This is a genomic window from Rhodanobacter ginsengisoli (genome assembly GCF_042657065.1).
Taxonomy (GTDB): Bacteria; Pseudomonadota; Gammaproteobacteria; order Xanthomonadales; family Rhodanobacteraceae; genus Rhodanobacter; species Rhodanobacter ginsengisoli.
The window spans coordinates 789,608-809,070 of the sequence record NZ_JBHSNF010000002.1; the positions used below are offsets into that span (position 1 = coordinate 789,608).

Genomic DNA, 19,463 nt, shown 5'->3' on the forward strand with positions numbered 1-19,463 from the left:
ATTCGCCGCAACATTTAGTCACGACTTGCCGGAACGCCTCCCTTTCGACATGAAACATGCCGCCGGCACGCTCCTGTTCATCGCCCGCTTCGCCATTCTCGGACTGGCGATGGCCTTCGTGGTCGGCCTGCTCTGGCCCGGCAGTGGAGAACGCCTGCGCGCACGCTTCGGACTGAGCGCGCCCGCCGCTCCGCCTGCCAGCGAGGTCCATGCCGGCAATGGTCCGGTCTCATACGCGGATGCGGTGGCCGCCGCGGCGCCCTCGGTGGTGAACATCTACGCCAACAAGATCGTCACCGAGCAGGCCTTGCGGATGTACGACAACCCGGTGCTGCAGCAGCTTTTCGGCGGCCAGCCGACCATCTACCAGCACCGCGAGCAGACGCTCGGCTCGGGCGTGATCGTCAGCGCGCAGGGCCAGGGCTACGTGCTGACCAACAATCATGTGATCGCCCACGCCGCCGACATCCAGGTGCTGCTGTACGACGGGCGCATCGCCAAGGCCACCCTGGTCGGGGCGGATGAGGAGTCCGACCTGGCGGTCCTGAAGATCGACGCCAGCAACCTGCCGGTGATCCACCTGGCCGACAAGACGCCACTGCGTCCCGGCGACGTGGTGCTGGCGATCGGCAACCCGCTCGGCCTCAACCAGACCGTGACGATGGGCATCGTCAGCGCGATCGGGCGGCAGTTGAACAGCTCCAGCGCCGAGGATTTCATCCAGACCGACGCCGCCATCAACCTGGGCAACTCGGGTGGGGCGCTGGTCAATACCGCGGGCGAGCTGGTCGGCATCAACACCTTGCTGATCGGCAAGGCCGCAGGCGCCGAAGGCATCGGCTTTGCCATCCCGGTGGGCACCGCCAAGAAGGTGCTGGACCAGATCATCAGCACCGGCCATGTGGTGCGTGGCTGGATCGGCGCGGACTACGCGTTCGTGCCGGTGGCTGCCGACAGCGGCCTGCCCGCGGCGGCGCGCGGTGCGCAGGTCACCGCGATCTATCCCGGCGGCCCCGCCGCGCAGGCCGGGATCAAGCCCCGTGACATCCTGCTGCGTATCGGCGACGACGACATCCTCGACCCCGCCGACCTGCGTCGGCGCGAAGCGGCGCTCAAGCCCGGCAGCAAGGTGGAGGTTTCCGGATTGCGCAACGGCAGCCCGTTCCATCTCGAGGTCACCCTGGCGCAACGGCCATTGATGAACGCCGGTCCCAGTCTGAACGATTGAGGTGCACCGCCCGGGTGCTGACCCCGGCAACGGCGCGACGGGATTCAACCGGGTCCGCGCGAGGCCAGCGGTGGATGGATCACCGCGCCATAGCGCTTGCGCAGGGTGTCCACCCGTTCCACATACACCTGGGTTTCGGCATAGGGCGGCACCCCCTTGTAACGCTGCACCGCACCGGGACCGGCGTTGTAGGCGGCCGCGGCCAGTCGTTCGTTGCCGTTGAAATCGTGCAGCAACAGACTCAGGTAACGCGCTCCGCCGCGAATGTTCTGGGCGGAGTCGAACGCGTCCAGCACGCCCATGTCGCTGGCCGTGGCCGGCATCAGCTGCATCAGTCCCTGCGCGCCCTTGAGTGACAGCGCGCGCGGATTGAACGCGCTCTCGGCATGGATGATCGCGCGCAGGAAGGCCTCGTCGACGCCATATTCGAGGCTGGCGGCGCGGATGGTGTCGGCGTACGCGTTGAGATTGAGCGAAACGCGGCCCCAGCGGATCGTCGAATGGACATCGCAGGCAGCACAGGTCGCGATGTAAGTGAACAACATGGTGACCGCCCGCCCCCGCTGGCGGGCGGGACGCAAATTGGTGTACTCCACGCTGCCATCCGCACGCACGATGCGGTAGACCGCGCCCCGCAGGACCCGGTCGGCCGACGCACTGGCTAGCGGCGCCGCCGGTGCCGGCGCATCGTGCGATTCGCGATAGAGCCATTGACCTGGCGTTCCGGCGGCCGCAGCCGCCAGCGGAAGTCTGGCGGTGGTCTCGGCCGCGCCGCGCACCGCTGCCAGCGACGCTTGTGGTTCCGGCATCTCACCCACTCGCTGCGCGCTGGTCTCGACGGTGCCGCGCACACGGGTCAGCGAGGTCGATTCGTTGCCGCGCGACGTCAGATCGCGCGCCGTGGTCGCGACCGAACCCGTGACACCGGTCAGCGAGGCCCGCGCCGCTGGCGGCGTCCGCTGGTGCCGCGTCGGCGCGGCATAGGTACTGATCGCCTTGCAGCCGTGGTAGCCCGCCTTGCTGCTGCTGAACACCGCCTCCCCGCTGGCGCCGGTGCACCGATACAGGACACCCGCTCGCGCAGCCGGCCACCACAGAAAGGCACAACCCAGCACGACCCAGGACAGGATCGAACGTAATGGGAAGCCCCCGGCAGGCCGATCGACGCTTCCCCCTTGGCTTGCGACGTCGAACATGGGACGCAGTGTGCCGCCATGCGCCGCCCACGCCAAGTGTGCGGCGGTCGTTTCGTGCACCACGCAGCGTTTCCTCTCGCCCGACGCGAAGCGGGAACAGCACCGCCCTCCGCCTCGCTTCCGGCCCGGAAGCCGATCGGGAAGGCCCGCTCCACCGCCGCCCGCCCGCCGCAAGTGCTTGATCTGCCTTGCCGATCAACTGGCGAGTCGGCCGTCGCCCGGGTAAACTGCACGGTTCAGCGGATCGCACCTCCTGCTTCACGAACCACGGTACCCACGCCATGAGCGGCAAACTCTTCATCAAGACCCACGGCTGCCAGATGAACGAGTACGACTCGGCCAAGATGGCCGACGTGCTGAAGGCGTCGCACGGCATGGAACTGACCCTGGATGAATCCGAGGCGGACGTGATCCTGATCAACACCTGCTCGATTCGCGAGAAGGCGCAGGAGAAGGTGTTCAGCCAGCTCGGTCGCTGGAAGCAGCACAAGAAGGACGGCAAGCCGGTGCTGATCGGCGTGGGTGGCTGCGTGGCCTCGCAGGAAGGCGAGGCGATCGTCAAGCGCGCGCCCTACGTCGACCTGGTGTTCGGTCCGCAGACCCTGCACCGCCTGCCGGAGCTGATCGACAGGCAGCGCGCCAGCGGCAAGCCGCAGGTGGACATCAGCTTCCCCGAGATCGAGAAATTCGACTGCCTGCCCGAGCCGCGCGCCGAAGGCCCGACCGCGTTCGTCTCGATCATGGAAGGCTGCTCGAAGTACTGCAGCTACTGCGTGGTGCCGTACACCCGTGGCGAGGAACTCAGCCGTCCGTTCGACGACGTGCTGGTGGAAGTGGCCAAGCTGGCCGCCCAGGGCGTGCGCGAGGTCAATCTTCTGGGCCAGAACGTCAACGCCTACCGCGGCCCCACCCACGACGGCGGCATCGCCGACCTCGCGGTGCTGATCCATGCGATCGCCCAGATCGACGGCATCGGCCGGATCCGCTTCACCACCTCGCATCCACTGGAGTTCTCCGACTCGCTGATCGAGGCCTACGCCAACGTGCCACAGCTGGCGAACTACCTGCACCTGCCGGTGCAGGCCGGCTCCGACCGCATCCTCAGCGCGATGAAGCGCGGCTACACCGCGCTGGAATTCAAGCAGAAGATCCGCAAGCTCCGCGCGGTGCGCCCGGACATCTGCGTGTCGTCGGACTTCATCGTCGGTTTCCCTGGCGAGACCGAGGAGGACTTCGGCAAGACCATGAAACTGATCGAGGACATCGGCTTCGACCAGAGTTTCTCCTTCATCTTCTCCTCGCGTCCCGGCACGCCGGCCGCGAACCTCGCCGACGACACCCCGGCGACGGAAAAGCACGATCGCCTGATGCGGCTGCAGGCGGCGATCAACGCCAACGCGAAGAAGATCAGCCAGTCGATGATCGGCAGCGTGCAGCGCGTGCTGGTGGAAAAGCCCAGCACCCGCGACGCCAGCGAGCTGACCGGGCGCACCGAGAACATGCGCTTCGTCAACTTTGCCGGCCACCCGCGCCTGATCGGCCATTTCGTCGACGTGCTGATCACCGAGGCGATGAGCAACTCGTTGCGCGGACGGGTGAAGCTGGCGGCTGAAGAAGCTGCCTGACGCAAACCCCTGTGGGAGCGACTTCAGCCGCGATAGCTCTCCGACAAGTCAGGCATCGCGACTGAAGTCGCTCCCACAGCAATATCAATCCAGCCGCTTGCGGAAGCGCAGGATCGCGGCGGTCATCATCACCACGATGAATGCGAGCAGCGCCAGCCCGTCGGGCCACAACTCCCACAGGCTCGCGCCGCGCAGCATCACGCCGCGGATCAGTCGCAGGAAATGGGTCAGCGGCAGCACTTCGGCAAGCCATTGCGCCAGCTTCGGCATGCCGGCGAACGGGAACATGAAACCCGACAGCAGGATCGACGGCAGGAACACGAAGAAGGTGATCTGCATCGCCTGGAACTGCGACTGGGCCCGGCTCGAGATCAACAGGCCCAGCGAGAGATTGGCCAGGATCAGCAGGCCGGTGGCCAGGTAGACGTCCAGCACGCTGCCACGAATCGGCACCTGGAACAGCCAGATGCCCAGCGCCAGGATGACCGTGGTCTGTACCAGCCCGATCACCACATACGGCAGCACCTTGCCGACCATCAGCTCGGCGCTGGTCAGCGGGGTGGCGATCAGCAGCTCCATGTTGCCGCGCTCGCGCTCGCGCACGATCGCGATGGCGGTGAACAACACCATGGTCATGGTCAGGATCACGCCGATCAGACCGGGCACGATGTTGATCGCCGAGCGGCGCTGCGGATTGTAGAAGCCGACCACGCTGATCCGCGGCTGCATCGGCGTGCTGGTGGCCGGCGCGCGCGTATCCGGCGCAGCGCTGTCCAGCGGGGTCTGCGCAAGCTGGGCCGCCGCCACCTGCACCGTGCTGTCGCTGCCATCGACCAGGATCTGGGCCACCTGGCGGCCGTCGATGCGGCGACGCTCGAAATCCGCCGGCACCACGATGCCGATGCTGATCTGGCCGCGACGGATCATCGCCATCAGCTGCTGCGGAGTATCGGCGTGGGCCACCGGTGAGACCACGTCGGTGGCCAGCATGTCCATCACCAGCGCCCGCGAACCGGCGCTGTTGGCCTGATCCACGATGCCGGCATCGAGCCCGCGCAAATTCAGGTTGATCGCGTAGCCGAACAGCACCAGCTGGATCACCGGGATGCCGACGACCATCGCCAGCGTGATGCGGTCGCGGCTCAGCTGCCGCAGCTCCTTGATCACGATCGCCCAGAGCCGGCGCCAGTTCATGCCGCCTGCTGCCGCTGATCTGCATCGTGGCGGGTGAACGCGACGAACACGTCCTCGAGGTTCGCCTGCACCGCCACGGTGGTTGCCTGCTGACCGGCCCCGGACAAGGCATCGTCGATGACCCGGCAGGTATGTTCCGCGCCCTCGCCGTCGGCTGCGGGCTCGTCCATCAGCACGCGCAGGCTGTTGCCGACCTGGGCGACGCTGAGCACCCCCGGCAGATCGACGATCCGTTTTTGCGCGCGCCGCGGATCGGCCGCCTCGACCATGAACGTGCGCCGGCTCAGCCGGGCGGTCAGTTCGTGCGGCGTGCCGTCGGCGACCAGCACCCCGTGATCGAGAATCGCCAGCCGGTGGCAACGCTCGGCCTCGTCCATCAGGTGGGTGGAGACCAGCAACGTGGTGCCGGCGTCGGCCAGCTCGAACAGCTTCTCCCAGAAGTCGCGGCGCGATTCGGGATCGACCGCACTGGTCGGCTCGTCCAGGAACAGCAACTCGGGCTCGTGGATCACCGCGCAGGCCAGCGCGAGGCGCTGTTTCTGTCCGCCGCTCATCGTGCCGGCGAGCTGTTTCTGCAGATCGCCGAAATGATATTGCTCGACCAGTTCGTCGATGCGGGCCCGCGTGCGCTGGCGCGGCACGCCCTGGATCGCGGCCAGGAACTCCAGGTTTTCGCGCACGGTGAGATCCTCGAACAGCGAGAATTTCTGGGTCATGTAGCCAATGTGGGAACGCAGCGCCTCGGCTTCCGCGGGAATGCGCAAACCCAGCACCTCGATCTCGCCTGCGCTCGGAGTCAGCAGGCCACAGAGCATGCGGATCGTGGTGGACTTGCCCGAACCGTTCGGCCCGAGAAAGCCGTAGACCTGCCGCGACGGCACTTCCAGGTCGACATGATCGACCGCCACCAGGTCACCGAAGCGGCGGGTCAGCCCGTGCGCCCGGATCGCAACGGCGGCGCCCTCCCCCTTCATTTGCCGCTCCCGGCGAACTCGACCCTGACCGGCAGGCCGGCAGGCAGGGTGGCCGCGTCCGGGCCAAGCGACACCTCGGCCAGGTAGCTCAGGCGGGCCGCGTCATCGCCGATCAGCGCGTAATAAGGGGTGAAGTCCGGCTCGCTGCGCAGCATCCGCACCTTGCCCGCGTAGGGTTGCTTGCGGTCGCCCACGAACACCTGCAATTTGTCGCCCACGTGCACGTTCGCCCGTTGCTGCACCGGCACGTAGATGCGTGCGTACGGCGCGTCGCCGACCAGCAGGATGGCCAGCGGCGCGCCGACCGGTGCCTGATCGCCGAGCCGGTACGGCAGGCTGTCGACCACCCCCGCGCGCGGTGCCACCACATGCAATTTCCCCAGCAGCACACGGTCGGCCTCGGCCTGCGCCCGCGCCGCCGCCAGCGCGGCGCGTGCCTGGGCGACCTGCTCCGGACGGGTTCCGTGCAGCAGCAGGTCGAGCGCCGCCCTCGTTGCCGCCACCTGGCCGTCGGCACTACCCGCGGCGGCGCGGGCACGGTCGAGATCATCCGCGGCCACGTAGTTGCGGGTCTTCAGCGCCTGCAATCGCTGGTAGTACGCACGCGTCTCCCGCGCCTGCGCCAGGGCAGCCGCCAGGCTCGCCCGGGCTTGGGCGATATCCTCGCTGCGGGGACCGTTCACCCGTTCGGTCAGGACGTCCTGCTGCTGTTGCGCCTGGGCCAGGGCCGCGGCCAACCCAGCCCGGGTCTGCGCCTCGTCCAGTTGCAGCAGGGTCTGCCCGGCGGTGACGCGCTCGCCCTCGTGCACGTCGATTGCAACGATCCGTTCCGCCACCACCGCCGGCAGGGTGATGCGGTCGTATTCCAGGGTGCCCAGCGCCTGCGGTGGCGCCTTGCTGCAACCCGACAGCGCCGCCGTGGCCAGCACGACGAGAGCGAGGACACGGCCGAAGTTTCCCGCGATGATCATGAAGAGTCTCCCGATTCAGCCGCGCCCACGCCATGATCCAGCAGCGCCAGCGTATGGTTGAGCAGTGCATCCGCATCAAGCTCTTCCGCACCGAAGGCGTGCCGCCAGATCGGCGCGCCAGCGGCAGGGAACAGGGTCAGGCCGACCAGTGAAACGACCAGCAGCCGCGGGTCGAGCGCCGCATTGAGCAGCCCCCTGGCCTGGGCCGATGCGAAACGCTGCGCCAGCATCTGCGGCAGGTTCGGCACGATCCGGCTGAACATCAGCTCGCGCAGCGAACCGCCCTCGCACAACACCTCGCGCACCCACAGCGGCGGCAGCCACGGGTTGCGCGCGACGATCTCGCCGACCCCGCGCGCAAACGCCTCGACCAGTGCCCGCGGATCGTCGCCGGCCCGTTCCAGGTGCGCGCGCAGGGGCGCCACCGCCGGCAGCAGGCGCTCCTCGATCAGCGCCTGGGTGAAGCGAGCCTTGTCGCCGAAGTAGTAGTGCAGCATCGCCGGGGTCACCCGGGCCTCGGTGGCGATCGCGCGCAACGAGGTGGCTTCGATGCCCGTGCGCGCGAACAGCGCGGCCGCCACGTCGAGCAGACGCTCGCGCAGGTCGCGCTCGTCGCCGCTGGGGCGACCTGCCCCGCGGCTTCGTGAGGACTTGCGGGATGGCTCGGGTCCGGTCATGCGCTTAAATTAATTCAATGATTAATTTAATGCAATGGCCACGGGTGACCCGATGCCCACGCCAAGGCACACGGGGCAGCACCGACGACAGCAGTGGCTCCGCTACCGGGCGCGCGTTAACCTAGTCGGCTTATGAGCGAACTGAACCAGCGCGACTTCGCGCTCGACCCGGAAGACAATGCCCGCCTCGCCAACCTGTGCGGGCCGTTCGACGAACACCTGCGCCAGGTCGAACTGCGCCTCGGCGTGGAGATCAACCACCGCGGCAACCTGTTCCAGGTGATCGGAGAAGACGCCGTCACGCGGGCCGCCGAGAAGGTGCTGCGCACGCTGTATGCCAGCGCCGGGGACGAGTCGCTGAGCGGTGCGAAGATCAACCTGGTGCTGGCCGAATCCGGCATCGACGCGATCACCGAGGCGGCGGTCGAAGGCACCCAGGAAGTCGTGATCAAGGTCAAGCGCGGCCTGATCAAGGGTCGCGGCGCGAACCAGGCGCGCTACCTGCACGCGATCGCCAGCCATGACATCAACTTCGGCGTGGGTCCGGCCGGCACCGGCAAGACCTATCTGGCCGTGGCCAGCGCGGTCGAGGCGCTGGAGGCCAACCGCGTGCAGCGCCTGCTGCTGGTGCGCCCGGCCGTGGAGGCCGGCGAAAAGCTCGGCTTCCTGCCCGGCGACCTGTCGCAGAAGGTCGATCCCTACCTGCGCCCGCTGTACGACGCACTGTACGAGATGCTCGGCTTCGAGAAAGTCGCCAAGCTGATCGAGCGCAACGTGATCGAGATCGCCCCGCTGGCCTACATGCGCGGGCGCACCCTCAACGATTCGTACGTGATCCTCGACGAAGCGCAGAACACCACCGTCGAACAGATGAAGATGTTCCTGACCCGCATCGGTTTCGGCACGGTGGCGGTGATCACCGGCGACGTCACCCAGGTCGACCTGCCGCGCAACACCCGCTCGGGACTGCGCCAGGCGGTCGAGGTACTGCGCGGCGTCAGCGGCATCAGCTTCACTTTCTTCACCTCGCGCGACGTGGTGCGCCATCCGCTGGTGGCGAAGATCGTGCGCGCCTACGAGGCGTTCGAACAGAAGGCCGAGGAGGGGCAATGAACCGGCGATCTCGCGCCCCTGTGGGAGCGGCTTCAGCCGCGACAGCTTCCCGAGCAGAGGCATCGCGACTGAAGTCGCTCCCACTGGCATCGCCGCAGTCGAACCATGTGGTGCATGTCGGATACGTCGTGCCACGCGCCGGCCTGCCCTCGTCCATCAGCTTCCGGCGCTGGGTGGACGCGGCCCTGCGGGGTGCCCGGCGACGCAAGCCGGCGGAACTGTCGATCCGGATCGTCGACGCCGACGAGGGCCGCGCACTCAACCGCGATTATCGCGGCAAGGACTACGCGACCAACGTACTGTCGTTCCCTGCCGAACTGCCGTCCGGCGCCGCCTTGCCGCTGATCGGCGACCTGGCAATCTGCGCCCCCGTCGTGCAGCGCGAGGCCGCCGAACAGGGCAAGTCGCCGCGCGCGCACTGGGCCCATCTGACCATCCACGGCGTGTTGCACCTGCTTGGCTACGATCACCAGGACGAAGCCGAGGCCGAAGCGATGGAAGCGCTGGAAACCCGCATCCTGGCCGGCCTCGGCATCGCCGATCCGTATGCCTGACCGGCGCGACCCCATGCGTCTCGTTCGACTGCGGGTGGACGTTCAGGCGGGCTCCCCGGCTACCCCACCGGCGGACACGGTCGGCGTATCTGCGCGCTGACGCTCTGAAGCGTCAGAATTTTTCCGCTAGAATCGATGTTCCGCCCGCTTGGGCTGAATCGCAAAGAGTAATGAACGACGACCCTGGCAGTACCAGCGGCCCGGCACACCGAACATGGTGGGATCGGCTGGGCCACATGTTCTCCGGCGAGCCACGCAACCGCAGCGAACTGCTCGAGGAGTTGCGCTCCGCCCAGTCCAACGGGCTGTTGTCCGCCGACACGCTCACCATGGTCGAGGGCGCGATCAAGGTCACCGAACTGAGCGTGGACGACGTGATGGTGCCGCGAGCCCAGATCGTGATGCTGGCGGTCGAATCGCCGCTGCCCGACCTGCTTGCCGTGGTGGTGGAATCGGGTCACTCGCGCTTCCCCGTGCATGGCGAGGACAAGGACGAGATCCTGGGCATCCTGCTGGCCAAGGACCTGCTGAAATTCTTCGGTGAAGCCGAGCATTTCGACATCCGCACGATCCTGCGGCCGGCCGTGCTGATTCCCGAATCGATGCGCCTGAACGTGCTGCTGGAAGAATTCCGCCTCAGCCGCAATCACATGGCGCTGGTGGTCAACGAATACGGCGGCGTGGCCGGCCTGATCACCATCGAGGACGTACTCGAGCAGATCGTCGGCGAGATCGACGACGAACACGACGACGAGGAAGAACCCGAGCTGATGCACGAACAGCCCGGCGGCGAGTGGCTGGTCAGCGCGCTGACTCCGATCGAGGATTTCAACGAACTGACCGGCGCCGAATTCTCCGACGAGGAATACGACACGGTCGGTGGCATGGTCACGTCCGAATTCGGTCACCTGCCCGAGGTCGGCGAAGAAGTCGCCATCGGCGACTACCTGTTCCACGTCACCGAAGCCGACGATCGTCGCGTGCAGCAGTTCCGCATGGTGCGTCAACGCTGATGTGGTGGGAGCGACTCCCCCACCGGACCAACCGGCACCTCGACCAGGCGGTATTCATGCGTTACGTCGGATTCACGTTTCTTGCTCTGCTGGCATGGCTGCTCCTTGTGCAGCCAGCCCATGCCAGTGTCGCCAATGCGCCCGGCGCCAACCTCGAGGTATCGCTGATCACCTACGGCCCCGGTGAAACGTACTGGGAGCGCTTCGGCCACGATGCGATCGAGCTGCGCGACAGCGTCTCGGGCGAGGCGATCAACTTCAACTACGGCGTGTTCGATTTCAACGAGGCGAACTTCTTCCTCAACTTCGCTCGCGGCCGCATGCACTACCTGATGGACGCCGACCCCAGCGCCTACGACGAAAGGTTCTACGTCGAAAGCGGCCGCTCGGTCACCCGCCAACGGCTCGCGTTCACCGCCGGGCAGGCCGCCGCGTTGCGCGATTTCCTGCTGTGGAATCTGCGCCCGGAAAACGCCGGCTACCACTACGACTATTACGTCGACAATTGCACCACCCGGGTTCGCGACGCGCTGGACAAGGCGCTCGGCGGCATCCTGAAAACCCAGCTCGACGCCCGCCCCGGCGGCATGACCTACCGCCAGCAGACCGTGCGCCTGATGAGTGCGCAGCCCTGGCTGATGCTGGTGCTGGATCTGGGGTTGGGACCGTATGCCGACCGGCCGCTGAATGCCTGGCAGGAGAGCTTTCTGCCCGAGGTGTTGCAGACCCGGTTGCGCGAAGCAAGCGTGTCGAATGGTCACGGCGGACGGCAGCCGCTGGTGCAGAACGAGCGGCTCGTCTCGCCGAATCGGCTGGAGGTCCCGCCCCCCTCTGCGCCCGACCTGCGCCTGCCACTGACCCTGGCCGGCCTCCTGGTCGGCGGATCGATCGTGGCGACGCGACGCTGGTGGCCCATCGGATACGTCCTGCTCGCCACCGTCTATCTGCTCTCGGCCGGCTTCGTCGGACTCGTGCTGCTGGTCCTGTGGACGCTGACCAGCCACCATGCCGCCTGGGCCAACGCCAACCTGCTGCTGTTCAGTCCGCTCGCGTTCCTGCTGCTGCCGGCACTGTGGCGATCCCGTCGCGGCCTGGCCGCCTCGCGCTTCACGGATGGCGTGATCGCCGTGCAGCTGCTCGCGGTCATGATCGCCGTGCTGTTGCACCTGCTGCCCGGCACCGTGCAGCAGAACCAGCCGTGGCTGCTGTTCGCCCTGCCCTGCTGGCTGACCCTGGCCTCGGGCATGCGCCGCCGATAGCAGCAAACACGCCGGAGGATTTCCGGATGGTGGCACGACGACCGGCCGACCCGGCCGATTCCATGACAAGACGCAATTGCCCCGCCTTCCGGCGCGGGGCATCATGCGCACATGAATCTGATCACGCCGCCACCTGCCGTATCGTCGACTGCCGACCAGCCGATGGTGGTCAACTGCATCGCCTATCACCGCGATGGCAACCGGATCGGCGAGATCAGTCTCGACGCGATCAGCGACGTGCTGGCGGAGCCGGATACCTTCGTCTGGGTCGGCCTGCATGAGCCGGACGAACCCCTGCTGGAAAAGTTGCAGGAAGAATTCGGCCTGCACGACCTGGCGATCGAGGACGCCCACAACGCGCACCAGCGTACCAAGCTGGAAACCTACGGCGACTCGCTGTTCCTGGTGGTACAGACCGCCCAGCTGATCGAGGGCCAGCTGGAGTTCGGCGAAACCCACATCTTTCTCGGACCGCGCTATCTGGTCACGATCCGGCACGGCGCCTCGCTGTCCTATGCGCCGGCGCGACGCAACTGCGAACACACACCGGAGTTGCTGGCCCACGGGCCCAGCTACGGCCTGTATGGCGTGCTCGATTTCATCGTCGACAACCTGCTGCCGATCGTGCGCGATTTCCGCGAGGAACTGCAGCAGCTCGAGCAGGACATCTTCGCGGAGACCTTCAATCGCGGCACGATACGCCGGCTGTACAACATGCAGCGCGACCTGATGACGCTGCGCCTCGCCGTTGCGCCGCTGCAGGACATCATCAGCCAGCTGGTGCGGCTGCACCCGCACCTGATTACCGACGAATTGCGCGCCTACTTCCGCGATGTCTACGACCACGTGTTCCGGGTCAACGAATCGATCGGCGCGATGCGCGAGATGCTCGCCGCCGCGATCAGCGTCAACCTCTCGCTGGTCAGTTTCGGCCAGAACGAGGTAATGAAGAAACTTGCCGGCTGGGCCGCCATGCTCGCCGCCCCGACCCTGCTCACCAGCTGGTACGGCATGAATTTCCAGCACATGCCCGAGCTCAGCAAACCATGGGCCTATCCGGCCATGATCACCGTGATGGTGCTGGTCGTAGGTGGCATTTATGCCGGGCTGAAGCGGGCCAAGTGGTTCTGAGCAGATCCGTGCAAGGGCACACCCTGTAGGAGCGACTTCAGTCGCGAAGGCTGTTCGGAACACCCACCAGGGAACATCGCGGCTGAAACCGCTCCCACCGATTGGCGACAGCCCTGTGGGAGCGACTTCAGTCGCGATGCCCTACCTCAAGAGCCCTGCCCCGACTACACCCCGGCGAGCCCTCGCTGCATGACACCCGGATCGTGGTCATGCAGATTACAGACATGTCATCTATCCCCACGCTCGGCTATCGACAGCTGCGAAACGGTCGGCGATCCGTCCCCTGTCAGTTGTACCTGATCACTACAGTTACCCGAAATCGGCAAGCTCGTTTTCTTGACTGCGAACTGGCACGAGCGACAGCTCGCGCAATGAACCATGCAGAGCTCTGGATTCCCAGTCGCTGCCCATGCTGGGTATTGATGCCTGATCACTGGCATGGACTGGTCGAACTGGGCGATGGCGCCAACCTGCCGGCAACCATGCAACGCATCAAGGGGGGGCACCGCTCGCCGCGTCAAACAACAATGCCCCTTTGAAGGAAGACTCTGGGAGAAAGGGTTCCATGATCACGCGCTGCGTCGGGACGAATCTGTCGAAAAAGCAGCCCGCTACATCATCGCCAATCCGGTGCGTGCCGGCCTAGTGCGCGACCCGATGGACTATCCGTATTGGGACGCATGGTTCGTTGACCGCGATAACGTTTATGGGTGAGCGTCGAAAGGAAAAGGCATCGCGACTGAAGTCGCTCCCACAGAATCACCGGATTTGAGGGTGTTGCAGGAGCGACTTCAGTCGCGATGCTCTTGGCGCAAAGTCCCACACACAACAAAAAACGGCGGCCCTCGGGCCGCCGTTCGAGGGCATCAACCCACCTCAGTTCGAGGCGGCTTGCGGCCTATCCGTTGCCGTCCACTTCTTCAGCCACGCATTCACCGTGTCATGCCACTGCACGCTGTTGTGCGGCTTCAGGATCCAGTGGTTCTCGTCCGGGAAAGTCAGGAATTCGCTGGGGATGCCGCGGCGCTGCAACACGGTGAACGCGCCAAGACCCTGGGTGATCGGGATGCGGAAATCATCGCCGCTGTGCACCACCAGCATCGGCACGCGCCAGTCCTTGACGTGGTTGACCGGGTTGAACTTCTCGTAATTGGCGGGGTGCTCCCACGGAGTGCCGCCATTCTCCTTCTCCTCGAACCACAGCTCCTCGGTGTCGTAATACATCGCACGCGTATCGAACACGCCATCATGGTCGATCAGGCATTTCCACGGCTGGTTCCACACCCCGGCGATCCAGTACGTCATGTAGCCGCCGTAGCTGGCGCCCAGCGCGCAGGCCCGGTGGCCGTCGAGGAAACTGTACTTGTCCAGCGCCGCCTTCCAGCCCAGCTTCAGATCCTCCAGCGGCTTGCCGCCCCAGTCGCCGGAGATCGCATCGGTGAAGGCCTGTCCGTAGCCGGTGGAGCCGTGGAAATTGATCGTCACCACCGCAAACCCCTGGCCGGCATAGGTCTGCGGATTCCAGCGGTAGCTCCAGCCGTTGGTCATCGCACCCTGTGGGCCACCATGGATGATGAAGGCCACCGGATAGGTCTTGCCCGGCTGGTAGCCGACCGGCTTCACCACGTAGCCCTGTACGCTCTGGTCGTGCCAACCCTTGAAGTCGAAGAACTCGAAGTCGCCAACCCTGGCGTTCTTCAGGTCGGCCGCGTTGTAGTGGGTGACCTGTTTCAGGTCGCGGCCATCGGCTTGTGCCAGATACAGATCGGCCGGCCGTTTCAGGTCGTCGCGCGCCAGCAACAGCTTGCCGGCAGCAAACGAATAGCCAGCCACTGTGCCGTCGCCGACCAACTGGGTCACCTTGCCGCTGGCCGCGTCTATCGCGAACAGCGGATGCTGGCCGTTGTCGTCGGTCGTGGTGTAGAGCGTCTTGCCATCAGCGGATAGCGTGAGCCCGCCGGCCGACTGATCCCACGTCGGATCGACCTCACGCTTCGCCCCGGTCGCCAGGTCCAGCGCCATGATCGCGAAGCGATCGGCCTCGAAGCCCGGCGTCTTCATTGCCAGGTAGTACAGCGTCCTGCCGTCCGGCGACGCCACCGGATCCGCATCCCAGGCCTTGTTCTCGCCGGTCAGGTTCTTCGGTGCAGCCGAACCATCCACTGGCACGCTGTAGACGTCGAAGTTGGTCGACCACGGCTCGGTGGTGCCGGCGATGCGCACATCGAAATAAGCCGTCCTGCCGTCCGGCGCGAACGAGAACTCGCCCTCATCGCCGAACGGCTTGCTCGGCACGTCGCCGTCGATGCCGCGACTGAGCAGGTTTGGCTCGGCCGGCAGCCGGCCCTTGCCGTCGAAGCTGGCCACGAAGAGCTGATTGCGGCGACCGTTGGCCCAGGTATCCCAGTGCCGCACGAACAATTTGGTATACAGCGTGCCGCTGGCCTTGTCCTGCTCGCGCGCCTTGATCCGCTGTTCCGTGCAGGCGAGGGTGGCGCAATCGGTGAACACCTCATACGACAGCAGCACGCGTTTGCCGTCCGGTGACAGCTTGTAGCCGCCAAGGTCCAGCACCGAATGGCTGACCTGCACCGGTGCCGCGTGCTTCGCCAGGTTCAAGCCGGCCTTGCCACCCAGGTCCAGCCGCCACAGCTGCGCCACGCCCTTGGCCGGCGCGATGAAGTACAGGCTGCGCCCATCCGCCGACCAGCGCGCCGAGCTGCCCTTGTCCACCACCTTCACCGGCTTGCCGCCATCCGCCAGATCCAGCACATGGATCGCATGAATCCCCTTGTTGGCGGCGTAATCCGTGCTGCGCACACCGAACGCGGCATAGCGTCCGTCCGGCGACAGCTGCGGGTCGCTGATCCGATCCATCATCACCAGGTCGCGCACGTTGAAGGGATGCGAACCCTGCGCCTTGACGAAGCTGGTGTTCACGACATCACCCGCCAATGCAGGCGCAGCCATCAACGCAAGCAGGAGCGCGGCAATCAGAGGTTTCATGACAAGTATTTCCAGTTGGCTGAAAGCATGACGTTAAGTGTGGAGAGGGTGGAACGCAAGCAAACTGCCAGACAAATAGCGCGCTCAATCGCCCGAAAGGAAGGCATCGACCCGCGAGAAAGCACAACGGGCGTCCACCGATGACGCGCATGAAGATGCTCGTGCCAATGCCATGGCAAACGGTAATTCCGGCCACGAGTTCCCTAGAAAAACCGATCCATGAACCGCTGGAACGCGGCCACCACCCATCCAGACATCGGCTCCGGGCTTGCGGCGGGTATCGGTGTACTGCCCTAATGCCGCTAGTTTCCGCCACCCCATTTCATCGCAGTCGGTGCGCGCCGTTTGATGATCCCACTCACGGGGGAGGTGGACGTCTGGACCTGCGCTTTGGCAAGTTGGACGCCGACGATCATCATCGCCAGCACCCGTGTTTGGCGGCATTGGCGCACGCATCTAGGTGGCTTCTGGCTTTCGGATGAATATGAAACACCGGTATCATTCGGCGCGGGCGATGGCCAACACGGAAACGCCCGCAGGCAGATTGAACCTGCCTAGCAGACGCCGCTCGCTGCGAAAAATGGAGAACAGTGTTCGATTGACCAAGGCGGGTGGAGTGGTCGTCCCGGACGATTTCCCGCCCCACATCATGCGGTCCTTGACCCGTGCGAGGATCGCCAGCGGCAGTAGCAAGGCGTTGAAATAGGACAGTCTGTCCACCCTCAAACCCGCCTGCATCAGCACCTGCCTCAGACTTTTCGATGTATAGCGCCGTGTGTGCTGGAGGAAGACATCATGCGGGCTCCACAGCCATTGGTAGGCCGGCACCGTGATCAGCATGCGCCCACCCGGCGCAAGCATACGACGCAGCGCCACCAGGGTCTCGACATTCCGTTCGACATGCTCGAGTACGTCGGCCATGAATATCAGGTCGAAGGTCTCGCCCTCGTAAGGCACATCGTCAGGAAAACAACCTTGGCGGATGACGAAGCGGCCCTCGGTTTTTAGCCTGGAGACTGCACATGCACCCTCGTCCATCTCGATAGCGCTGACCAAGCCATACGCCGACAGCATCATCAGATTTCCACCAGTGCCAGAACCCGCCTCGAGAATCCTGGCCGATGGCGGCAAGGCAAGACCTTCGATGATCCTGCTCAGGATTTCCCTGCGTGCGGCGAACCACCAATGCCTGGATTCGGTGCTCGCCATTTCCAAATAGGCTTCCGGATTCATGCTCTATCCATCATCAACAAGAGGCTGCCCTCCCCAAAGCAGGCCCAAGGCAGTCATGAGTGTGCCACGAGCGCGTCCGTAGCGAGTCGAAAATGTGCTGGCTCCCCATAACTCGCCCCCCCTTGGGAGCGATACCTTCGTCCATACGCGCCCATGCATACTAGATCTCCAGACGAAGCTACAGGCACATCATGAAGTTCAACGATTCAACCGCCGGCAAGCGCTGGCGCTGGCCCTTGGCGTTGCTCGCCGTCAGCCTGCTCGCCTTGGCGTTGCGCTGGTATTACGTCAGCACGGCGCTGGTGCTGCAACCAGTTCGCGGCGATGCAACGCAGTATGTCGCCTACGCGTGGAACCTCGCCCAGCATGCCGTATTTGCCAAGGACGCCCCGGGAGCTGCGGTCATCCATCCGGACAATTACCGCGACCCAGGCTACCCGCTGTTTCTCGCCATCTGGATGAAATGGCTGGGAGACGGGGATGCTTGGTATTCAGCCGTGCTGCTATGCCAGGCGTTTTTGGGCGCGCTGACTGTCATGTTGGCCTCCCAATTGGGCAGGTATTGGTTGCCATCGCGCTGGGCCTTCGCCGCCGGCGTTTTGATGGCTGTATGGCCACACAGCATCACCATCACCAGCTACCTGCTCAGCGAGACCTTGTTTGGTTTCCTGTGCGTGCTCGCCGCCCTGTTGTGCGCGAGCGCATTCCGACGCGAAAGCCGGCTTTGGGCGATCTTTGCTGGTGTCGTCTTCGGGATGGCCTCGCTGACCAATGCGATGCTGCTCCCTTTCGGCGTCCTGCTGGCTATTTTTTTCGCTTGGCGAAGACTGGCTCGTCCGGGGGTCTGCATCGTGCTGGCTATCGGCTGCATACTGCTCCCCGGCGCCTGGGCCATCCGAAATGCGCAAATCGCCCCGCCAGCGGCAGAAAGCTCGTCACTGGCTCGCGCGCTGCAGAATCTTGAGCAGGGTAGCTGGCCCGACTTTCAGTTCGCGTGGCGGCAGTCTGCCGTGGGCACTCCCGCCGCACGCATCCCGGCTCAGGTCGTGCTGCGCCAGGTTGATGCGGAATATCAGCTGCTGCGCAGTGATCCGCGCCTGGGCGCAGCGGCACTGACTGGACGCTTTGCTCAACACCCTCTGCGTTACGCAAGGTGGTATCTGATCGAGAAGCCGTATCTTTTGTGGGGTTGGAACATCGAGATCGGACAGGGCGACATTTATGTCTACCCGACTGCGAACTCGCCCTTCCAGACCCGGCCCGCGTGGATCGCATTGGCAGCACTTTGCCACGCACTCAACCTGCCATTGATGTTGCTTGGCTTTGCCAGTGCATTCCTCGCATGGCCCGCTCGGCGACCATTCGCCAGCCTGGAGAAGCCATACAGCCGCGCCAGCTTCATAACTGTCTTGGCCCTGGCAGCCTTCGTGACGGCGGTCTATACGAGCCTGCAGTCGGAACCGCGCTATTCCATTCCGTTTCGGTCGTTCGAGATACTGCTGGCTATCACGCCGCTTTGGGCGGTTGCCCGCTGGTGGCAGAACAACAGACGCTTAAGCCCGCGGGCCAGTCGGCAGCCCTCACAAGTCAACCATGCCGACCCGCCCTCCTCTAGCTCGACGCCAGAAAGGTGATGCAGCCCACACTCGTACCTGCCGCTTGGTACAAAACGTGCGGGCATTTGGTTCACTTACAGGGGAGTCGACCATGTTGCGTCAGTGCATTTCTTTGGGGTTTGCCTTGATCGAACTGATGATCGTAGTTGCGATAATCGCGATTCTTGCCGCCATCGCGATTCCGGCATACCAGGACTATGTTGTGCGCGCCCAAGTTACCGAAGGCCTGACCCTGGCTGGCGGTGCGAAGGACGCGGTCCTGGACTTTGTCTCGAACACCGGGCGCTTTCCACCCAACAACCAGTCCGCCGGCCTCGCCGCCAACACGTCGATAACTGGTAGCTACGCTTCCCGCGTCGATGTCACAAACGGCAAAATCCAAGTATGGTTCCAAGAACCGAAGGCCAACAGCCACATCAACAACAGCAGCAAATATCTGGTGCTGTCTCCCATCAATCTGACCGGCAGCATCGTCTGGACCTGCACACCCAGCACGCTGGAAAGCCAGTACTTGCCCTCGTCCTGTCGCAACTGAGCGCCGCGGACTTTCCTTGTGTTGGCACAGGCACACAAGTTGACAAAAATCGTCACTATCTGCCCGGTCGCGACAGGTACCACCCTGCTAACGGGTTCACATTTCAGTCGTCGGAGGACCTGTCGCCACAGCGCTTGC

The 19,463-nt window shown here is 64.9% G+C and carries 17 protein-coding genes; 10 read left to right on the forward strand and 7 right to left on the reverse strand.

Translation table 11 applies throughout. The features are described from left to right. The first annotated feature begins 49 nt into the window (after positions 1-49). Entirely contained in the window at positions 50-1,228 is a 1,179-nt protein-coding gene (locus ACFPPA_RS12780; protein WP_377320422.1) for a S1C family serine protease, read from the forward strand. A 44-nt stretch (positions 1,229-1,272) separates the two neighbouring features. Here the strand turns inward: ACFPPA_RS12780 and ACFPPA_RS12785 are convergent, their stop codons facing one another. Next, positions 1,273-2,262: a lytic transglycosylase domain-containing protein gene (locus ACFPPA_RS12785; protein WP_377320424.1), complete on the reverse strand. Its 990-nt coding sequence runs from the start codon at positions 2,260-2,262 to the stop codon at positions 1,273-1,275. A gap of 443 nt (positions 2,263-2,705) precedes the next feature. Here ACFPPA_RS12785 and miaB point away from each other — a divergent pair, with 443 nt between their 5' ends. Then, positions 2,706-4,049, forward strand: coding sequence for a tRNA (N6-isopentenyl adenosine(37)-C2)-methylthiotransferase MiaB (gene miaB, locus ACFPPA_RS12790; RefSeq protein WP_377320426.1), 1,344 nt, complete (start codon positions 2,706-2,708; stop codon positions 4,047-4,049). Positions 4,050-4,133: 84 nt separating this feature from the next. Here miaB and ACFPPA_RS12795 read toward each other — a convergent pair whose 3' ends face one another. From ACFPPA_RS12795 to ACFPPA_RS12810, 4 genes are read right to left on the reverse strand one after another with little or no spacing between them, the layout of a single operon-like run. After that, positions 4,134-5,243: an ABC transporter permease gene (locus ACFPPA_RS12795; RefSeq protein ID WP_377320428.1), complete on the reverse strand. Its 1,110-nt coding sequence runs from the start codon at positions 5,241-5,243 to the stop codon at positions 4,134-4,136. Then, positions 5,240-6,190: an ABC transporter ATP-binding protein gene (locus tag ACFPPA_RS12800; protein ID WP_377320713.1), complete on the reverse strand. Its 951-nt coding sequence runs from the start codon at positions 6,188-6,190 to the stop codon at positions 5,240-5,242. The genes ACFPPA_RS12795 and ACFPPA_RS12800 overlap by 4 nt, the downstream gene beginning before the upstream one ends. Before the next feature lie 23 nt (positions 6,191-6,213). Further along, on the reverse strand, positions 6,214-7,188 hold the full coding sequence (locus tag ACFPPA_RS12805) for an HlyD family secretion protein (RefSeq protein ID WP_377320430.1): 975 nt from the start codon (positions 7,186-7,188) through the stop codon (positions 6,214-6,216). After that, on the reverse strand, positions 7,185-7,865 hold the full coding sequence (locus ACFPPA_RS12810) for a TetR/AcrR family transcriptional regulator (protein WP_377320432.1): 681 nt from the start codon (positions 7,863-7,865) through the stop codon (positions 7,185-7,187). Before ACFPPA_RS12810 ends, ACFPPA_RS12805 begins: the two co-directional genes overlap by 4 nt. Positions 7,866-7,997: 132 nt before the next feature. Between ACFPPA_RS12810 and ACFPPA_RS12815 the strand changes: the two genes are divergently transcribed. From ACFPPA_RS12815 to ACFPPA_RS12840, 6 genes are all read left to right on the forward strand, one after another. After that, positions 7,998-8,978, forward strand: coding sequence for a PhoH family protein (locus ACFPPA_RS12815; protein WP_377320434.1), 981 nt, complete (start codon positions 7,998-8,000; stop codon positions 8,976-8,978). A gap of 83 nt (positions 8,979-9,061) precedes the next feature. Continuing rightward, positions 9,062-9,532: an rRNA maturation RNase YbeY gene (gene ybeY, locus ACFPPA_RS12820; RefSeq protein WP_377320715.1), complete on the forward strand. Its 471-nt coding sequence runs from the start codon at positions 9,062-9,064 to the stop codon at positions 9,530-9,532. Positions 9,533-9,702: 170 nt separating this feature from the next. After that, entirely contained in the window at positions 9,703-10,545 is an 843-nt protein-coding gene (locus tag ACFPPA_RS12825) for an HlyC/CorC family transporter (protein WP_377320436.1), read from the forward strand. A gap of 56 nt (positions 10,546-10,601) precedes the next feature. Then, positions 10,602-11,804, forward strand: coding sequence for a lipoprotein N-acyltransferase Lnb domain-containing protein (locus ACFPPA_RS12830; RefSeq protein WP_377320438.1), 1,203 nt, complete (start codon positions 10,602-10,604; stop codon positions 11,802-11,804). A gap of 111 nt (positions 11,805-11,915) precedes the next feature. Continuing rightward, the gene (corA, locus tag ACFPPA_RS12835; protein WP_377320440.1) at positions 11,916-12,935 is read left to right on the forward strand and encodes a magnesium/cobalt transporter CorA; all 1,020 of its coding nucleotides are present in this window, start codon (positions 11,916-11,918) and stop codon (positions 12,933-12,935) included. Positions 12,936-13,373: 438 nt separating this feature from the next. Beyond that, entirely contained in the window at positions 13,374-13,649 is a 276-nt protein-coding gene (locus ACFPPA_RS12840) for a transposase (RefSeq protein ID WP_377320442.1), read from the forward strand. Between the two features lie 162 nt (positions 13,650-13,811). Here ACFPPA_RS12840 and ACFPPA_RS12845 read toward each other — a convergent pair whose 3' ends face one another. After that, positions 13,812-15,941, reverse strand: coding sequence for a prolyl oligopeptidase family serine peptidase (locus tag ACFPPA_RS12845; RefSeq protein ID WP_377320444.1), 2,130 nt, complete (start codon positions 15,939-15,941; stop codon positions 13,812-13,814). Between the two features lie 498 nt (positions 15,942-16,439). Then, positions 16,440-17,174: a class I SAM-dependent methyltransferase gene (locus ACFPPA_RS12850; protein ID WP_377320446.1), complete on the reverse strand. Its 735-nt coding sequence runs from the start codon at positions 17,172-17,174 to the stop codon at positions 16,440-16,442. A 191-nt stretch (positions 17,175-17,365) separates the two neighbouring features. Between ACFPPA_RS12850 and ACFPPA_RS12855 the strand changes: the two genes are divergently transcribed. Further along, complete coding sequence (locus ACFPPA_RS12855; RefSeq protein WP_377320448.1) at positions 17,366-18,808, forward strand: ArnT family glycosyltransferase; 1,443 nt, start codon at positions 17,366-17,368, stop codon at positions 18,806-18,808. Positions 18,809-18,881: 73 nt separating this feature from the next. Further along, a complete protein-coding gene (locus ACFPPA_RS12860) occupies positions 18,882-19,325 on the forward strand; it encodes a pilin (protein ID WP_377320450.1) in 444 nt (147 codons plus the stop codon). Positions 19,326-19,463 lie beyond the last annotated feature (138 nt).

Coding starts and splice junctions, on each gene's coding strand:
- ACFPPA_RS12780 (WP_377320422.1), top strand. CDS start 50: ATGAAACATGCCGCCGGCACGCTCCTGTTCATCGCCCGCTTCGCCATT.
- miaB (WP_377320426.1), top strand. CDS start 2,706: ATGAGCGGCAAACTCTTCATCAAGACCCACGGCTGCCAGATGAACGAG.
- ACFPPA_RS12795 (WP_377320428.1), bottom strand. CDS start 5,243: ATGAACTGGCGCCGGCTCTGGGCGATCGTGATCAAGGAGCTGCGGCAG.
- ACFPPA_RS12805 (WP_377320430.1), bottom strand. CDS start 7,188: ATGATCATCGCGGGAAACTTCGGCCGTGTCCTCGCTCTCGTCGTGCTG.
- ACFPPA_RS12810 (WP_377320432.1), bottom strand. CDS start 7,865: ATGACCGGACCCGAGCCATCCCGCAAGTCCTCACGAAGCCGCGGGGCA.
- ACFPPA_RS12815 (WP_377320434.1), top strand. CDS start 7,998: ATGAGCGAACTGAACCAGCGCGACTTCGCGCTCGACCCGGAAGACAAT.
- ACFPPA_RS12825 (WP_377320436.1), top strand. CDS start 9,703: ATGAACGACGACCCTGGCAGTACCAGCGGCCCGGCACACCGAACATGG.
- ACFPPA_RS12830 (WP_377320438.1), top strand. CDS start 10,602: ATGCGTTACGTCGGATTCACGTTTCTTGCTCTGCTGGCATGGCTGCTC.
- corA (WP_377320440.1), top strand. CDS start 11,916: ATGAATCTGATCACGCCGCCACCTGCCGTATCGTCGACTGCCGACCAG.
- ACFPPA_RS12840 (WP_377320442.1), top strand. CDS start 13,374: ATGGACTGGTCGAACTGGGCGATGGCGCCAACCTGCCGGCAACCATGC.
- ACFPPA_RS12845 (WP_377320444.1), bottom strand. CDS start 15,941: ATGAAACCTCTGATTGCCGCGCTCCTGCTTGCGTTGATGGCTGCGCCT.
- ACFPPA_RS12850 (WP_377320446.1), bottom strand. CDS start 17,174: ATGAATCCGGAAGCCTATTTGGAAATGGCGAGCACCGAATCCAGGCAT.
- ACFPPA_RS12855 (WP_377320448.1), top strand. CDS start 17,366: ATGAAGTTCAACGATTCAACCGCCGGCAAGCGCTGGCGCTGGCCCTTG.
- ACFPPA_RS12860 (WP_377320450.1), top strand. CDS start 18,882: ATGTTGCGTCAGTGCATTTCTTTGGGGTTTGCCTTGATCGAACTGATG.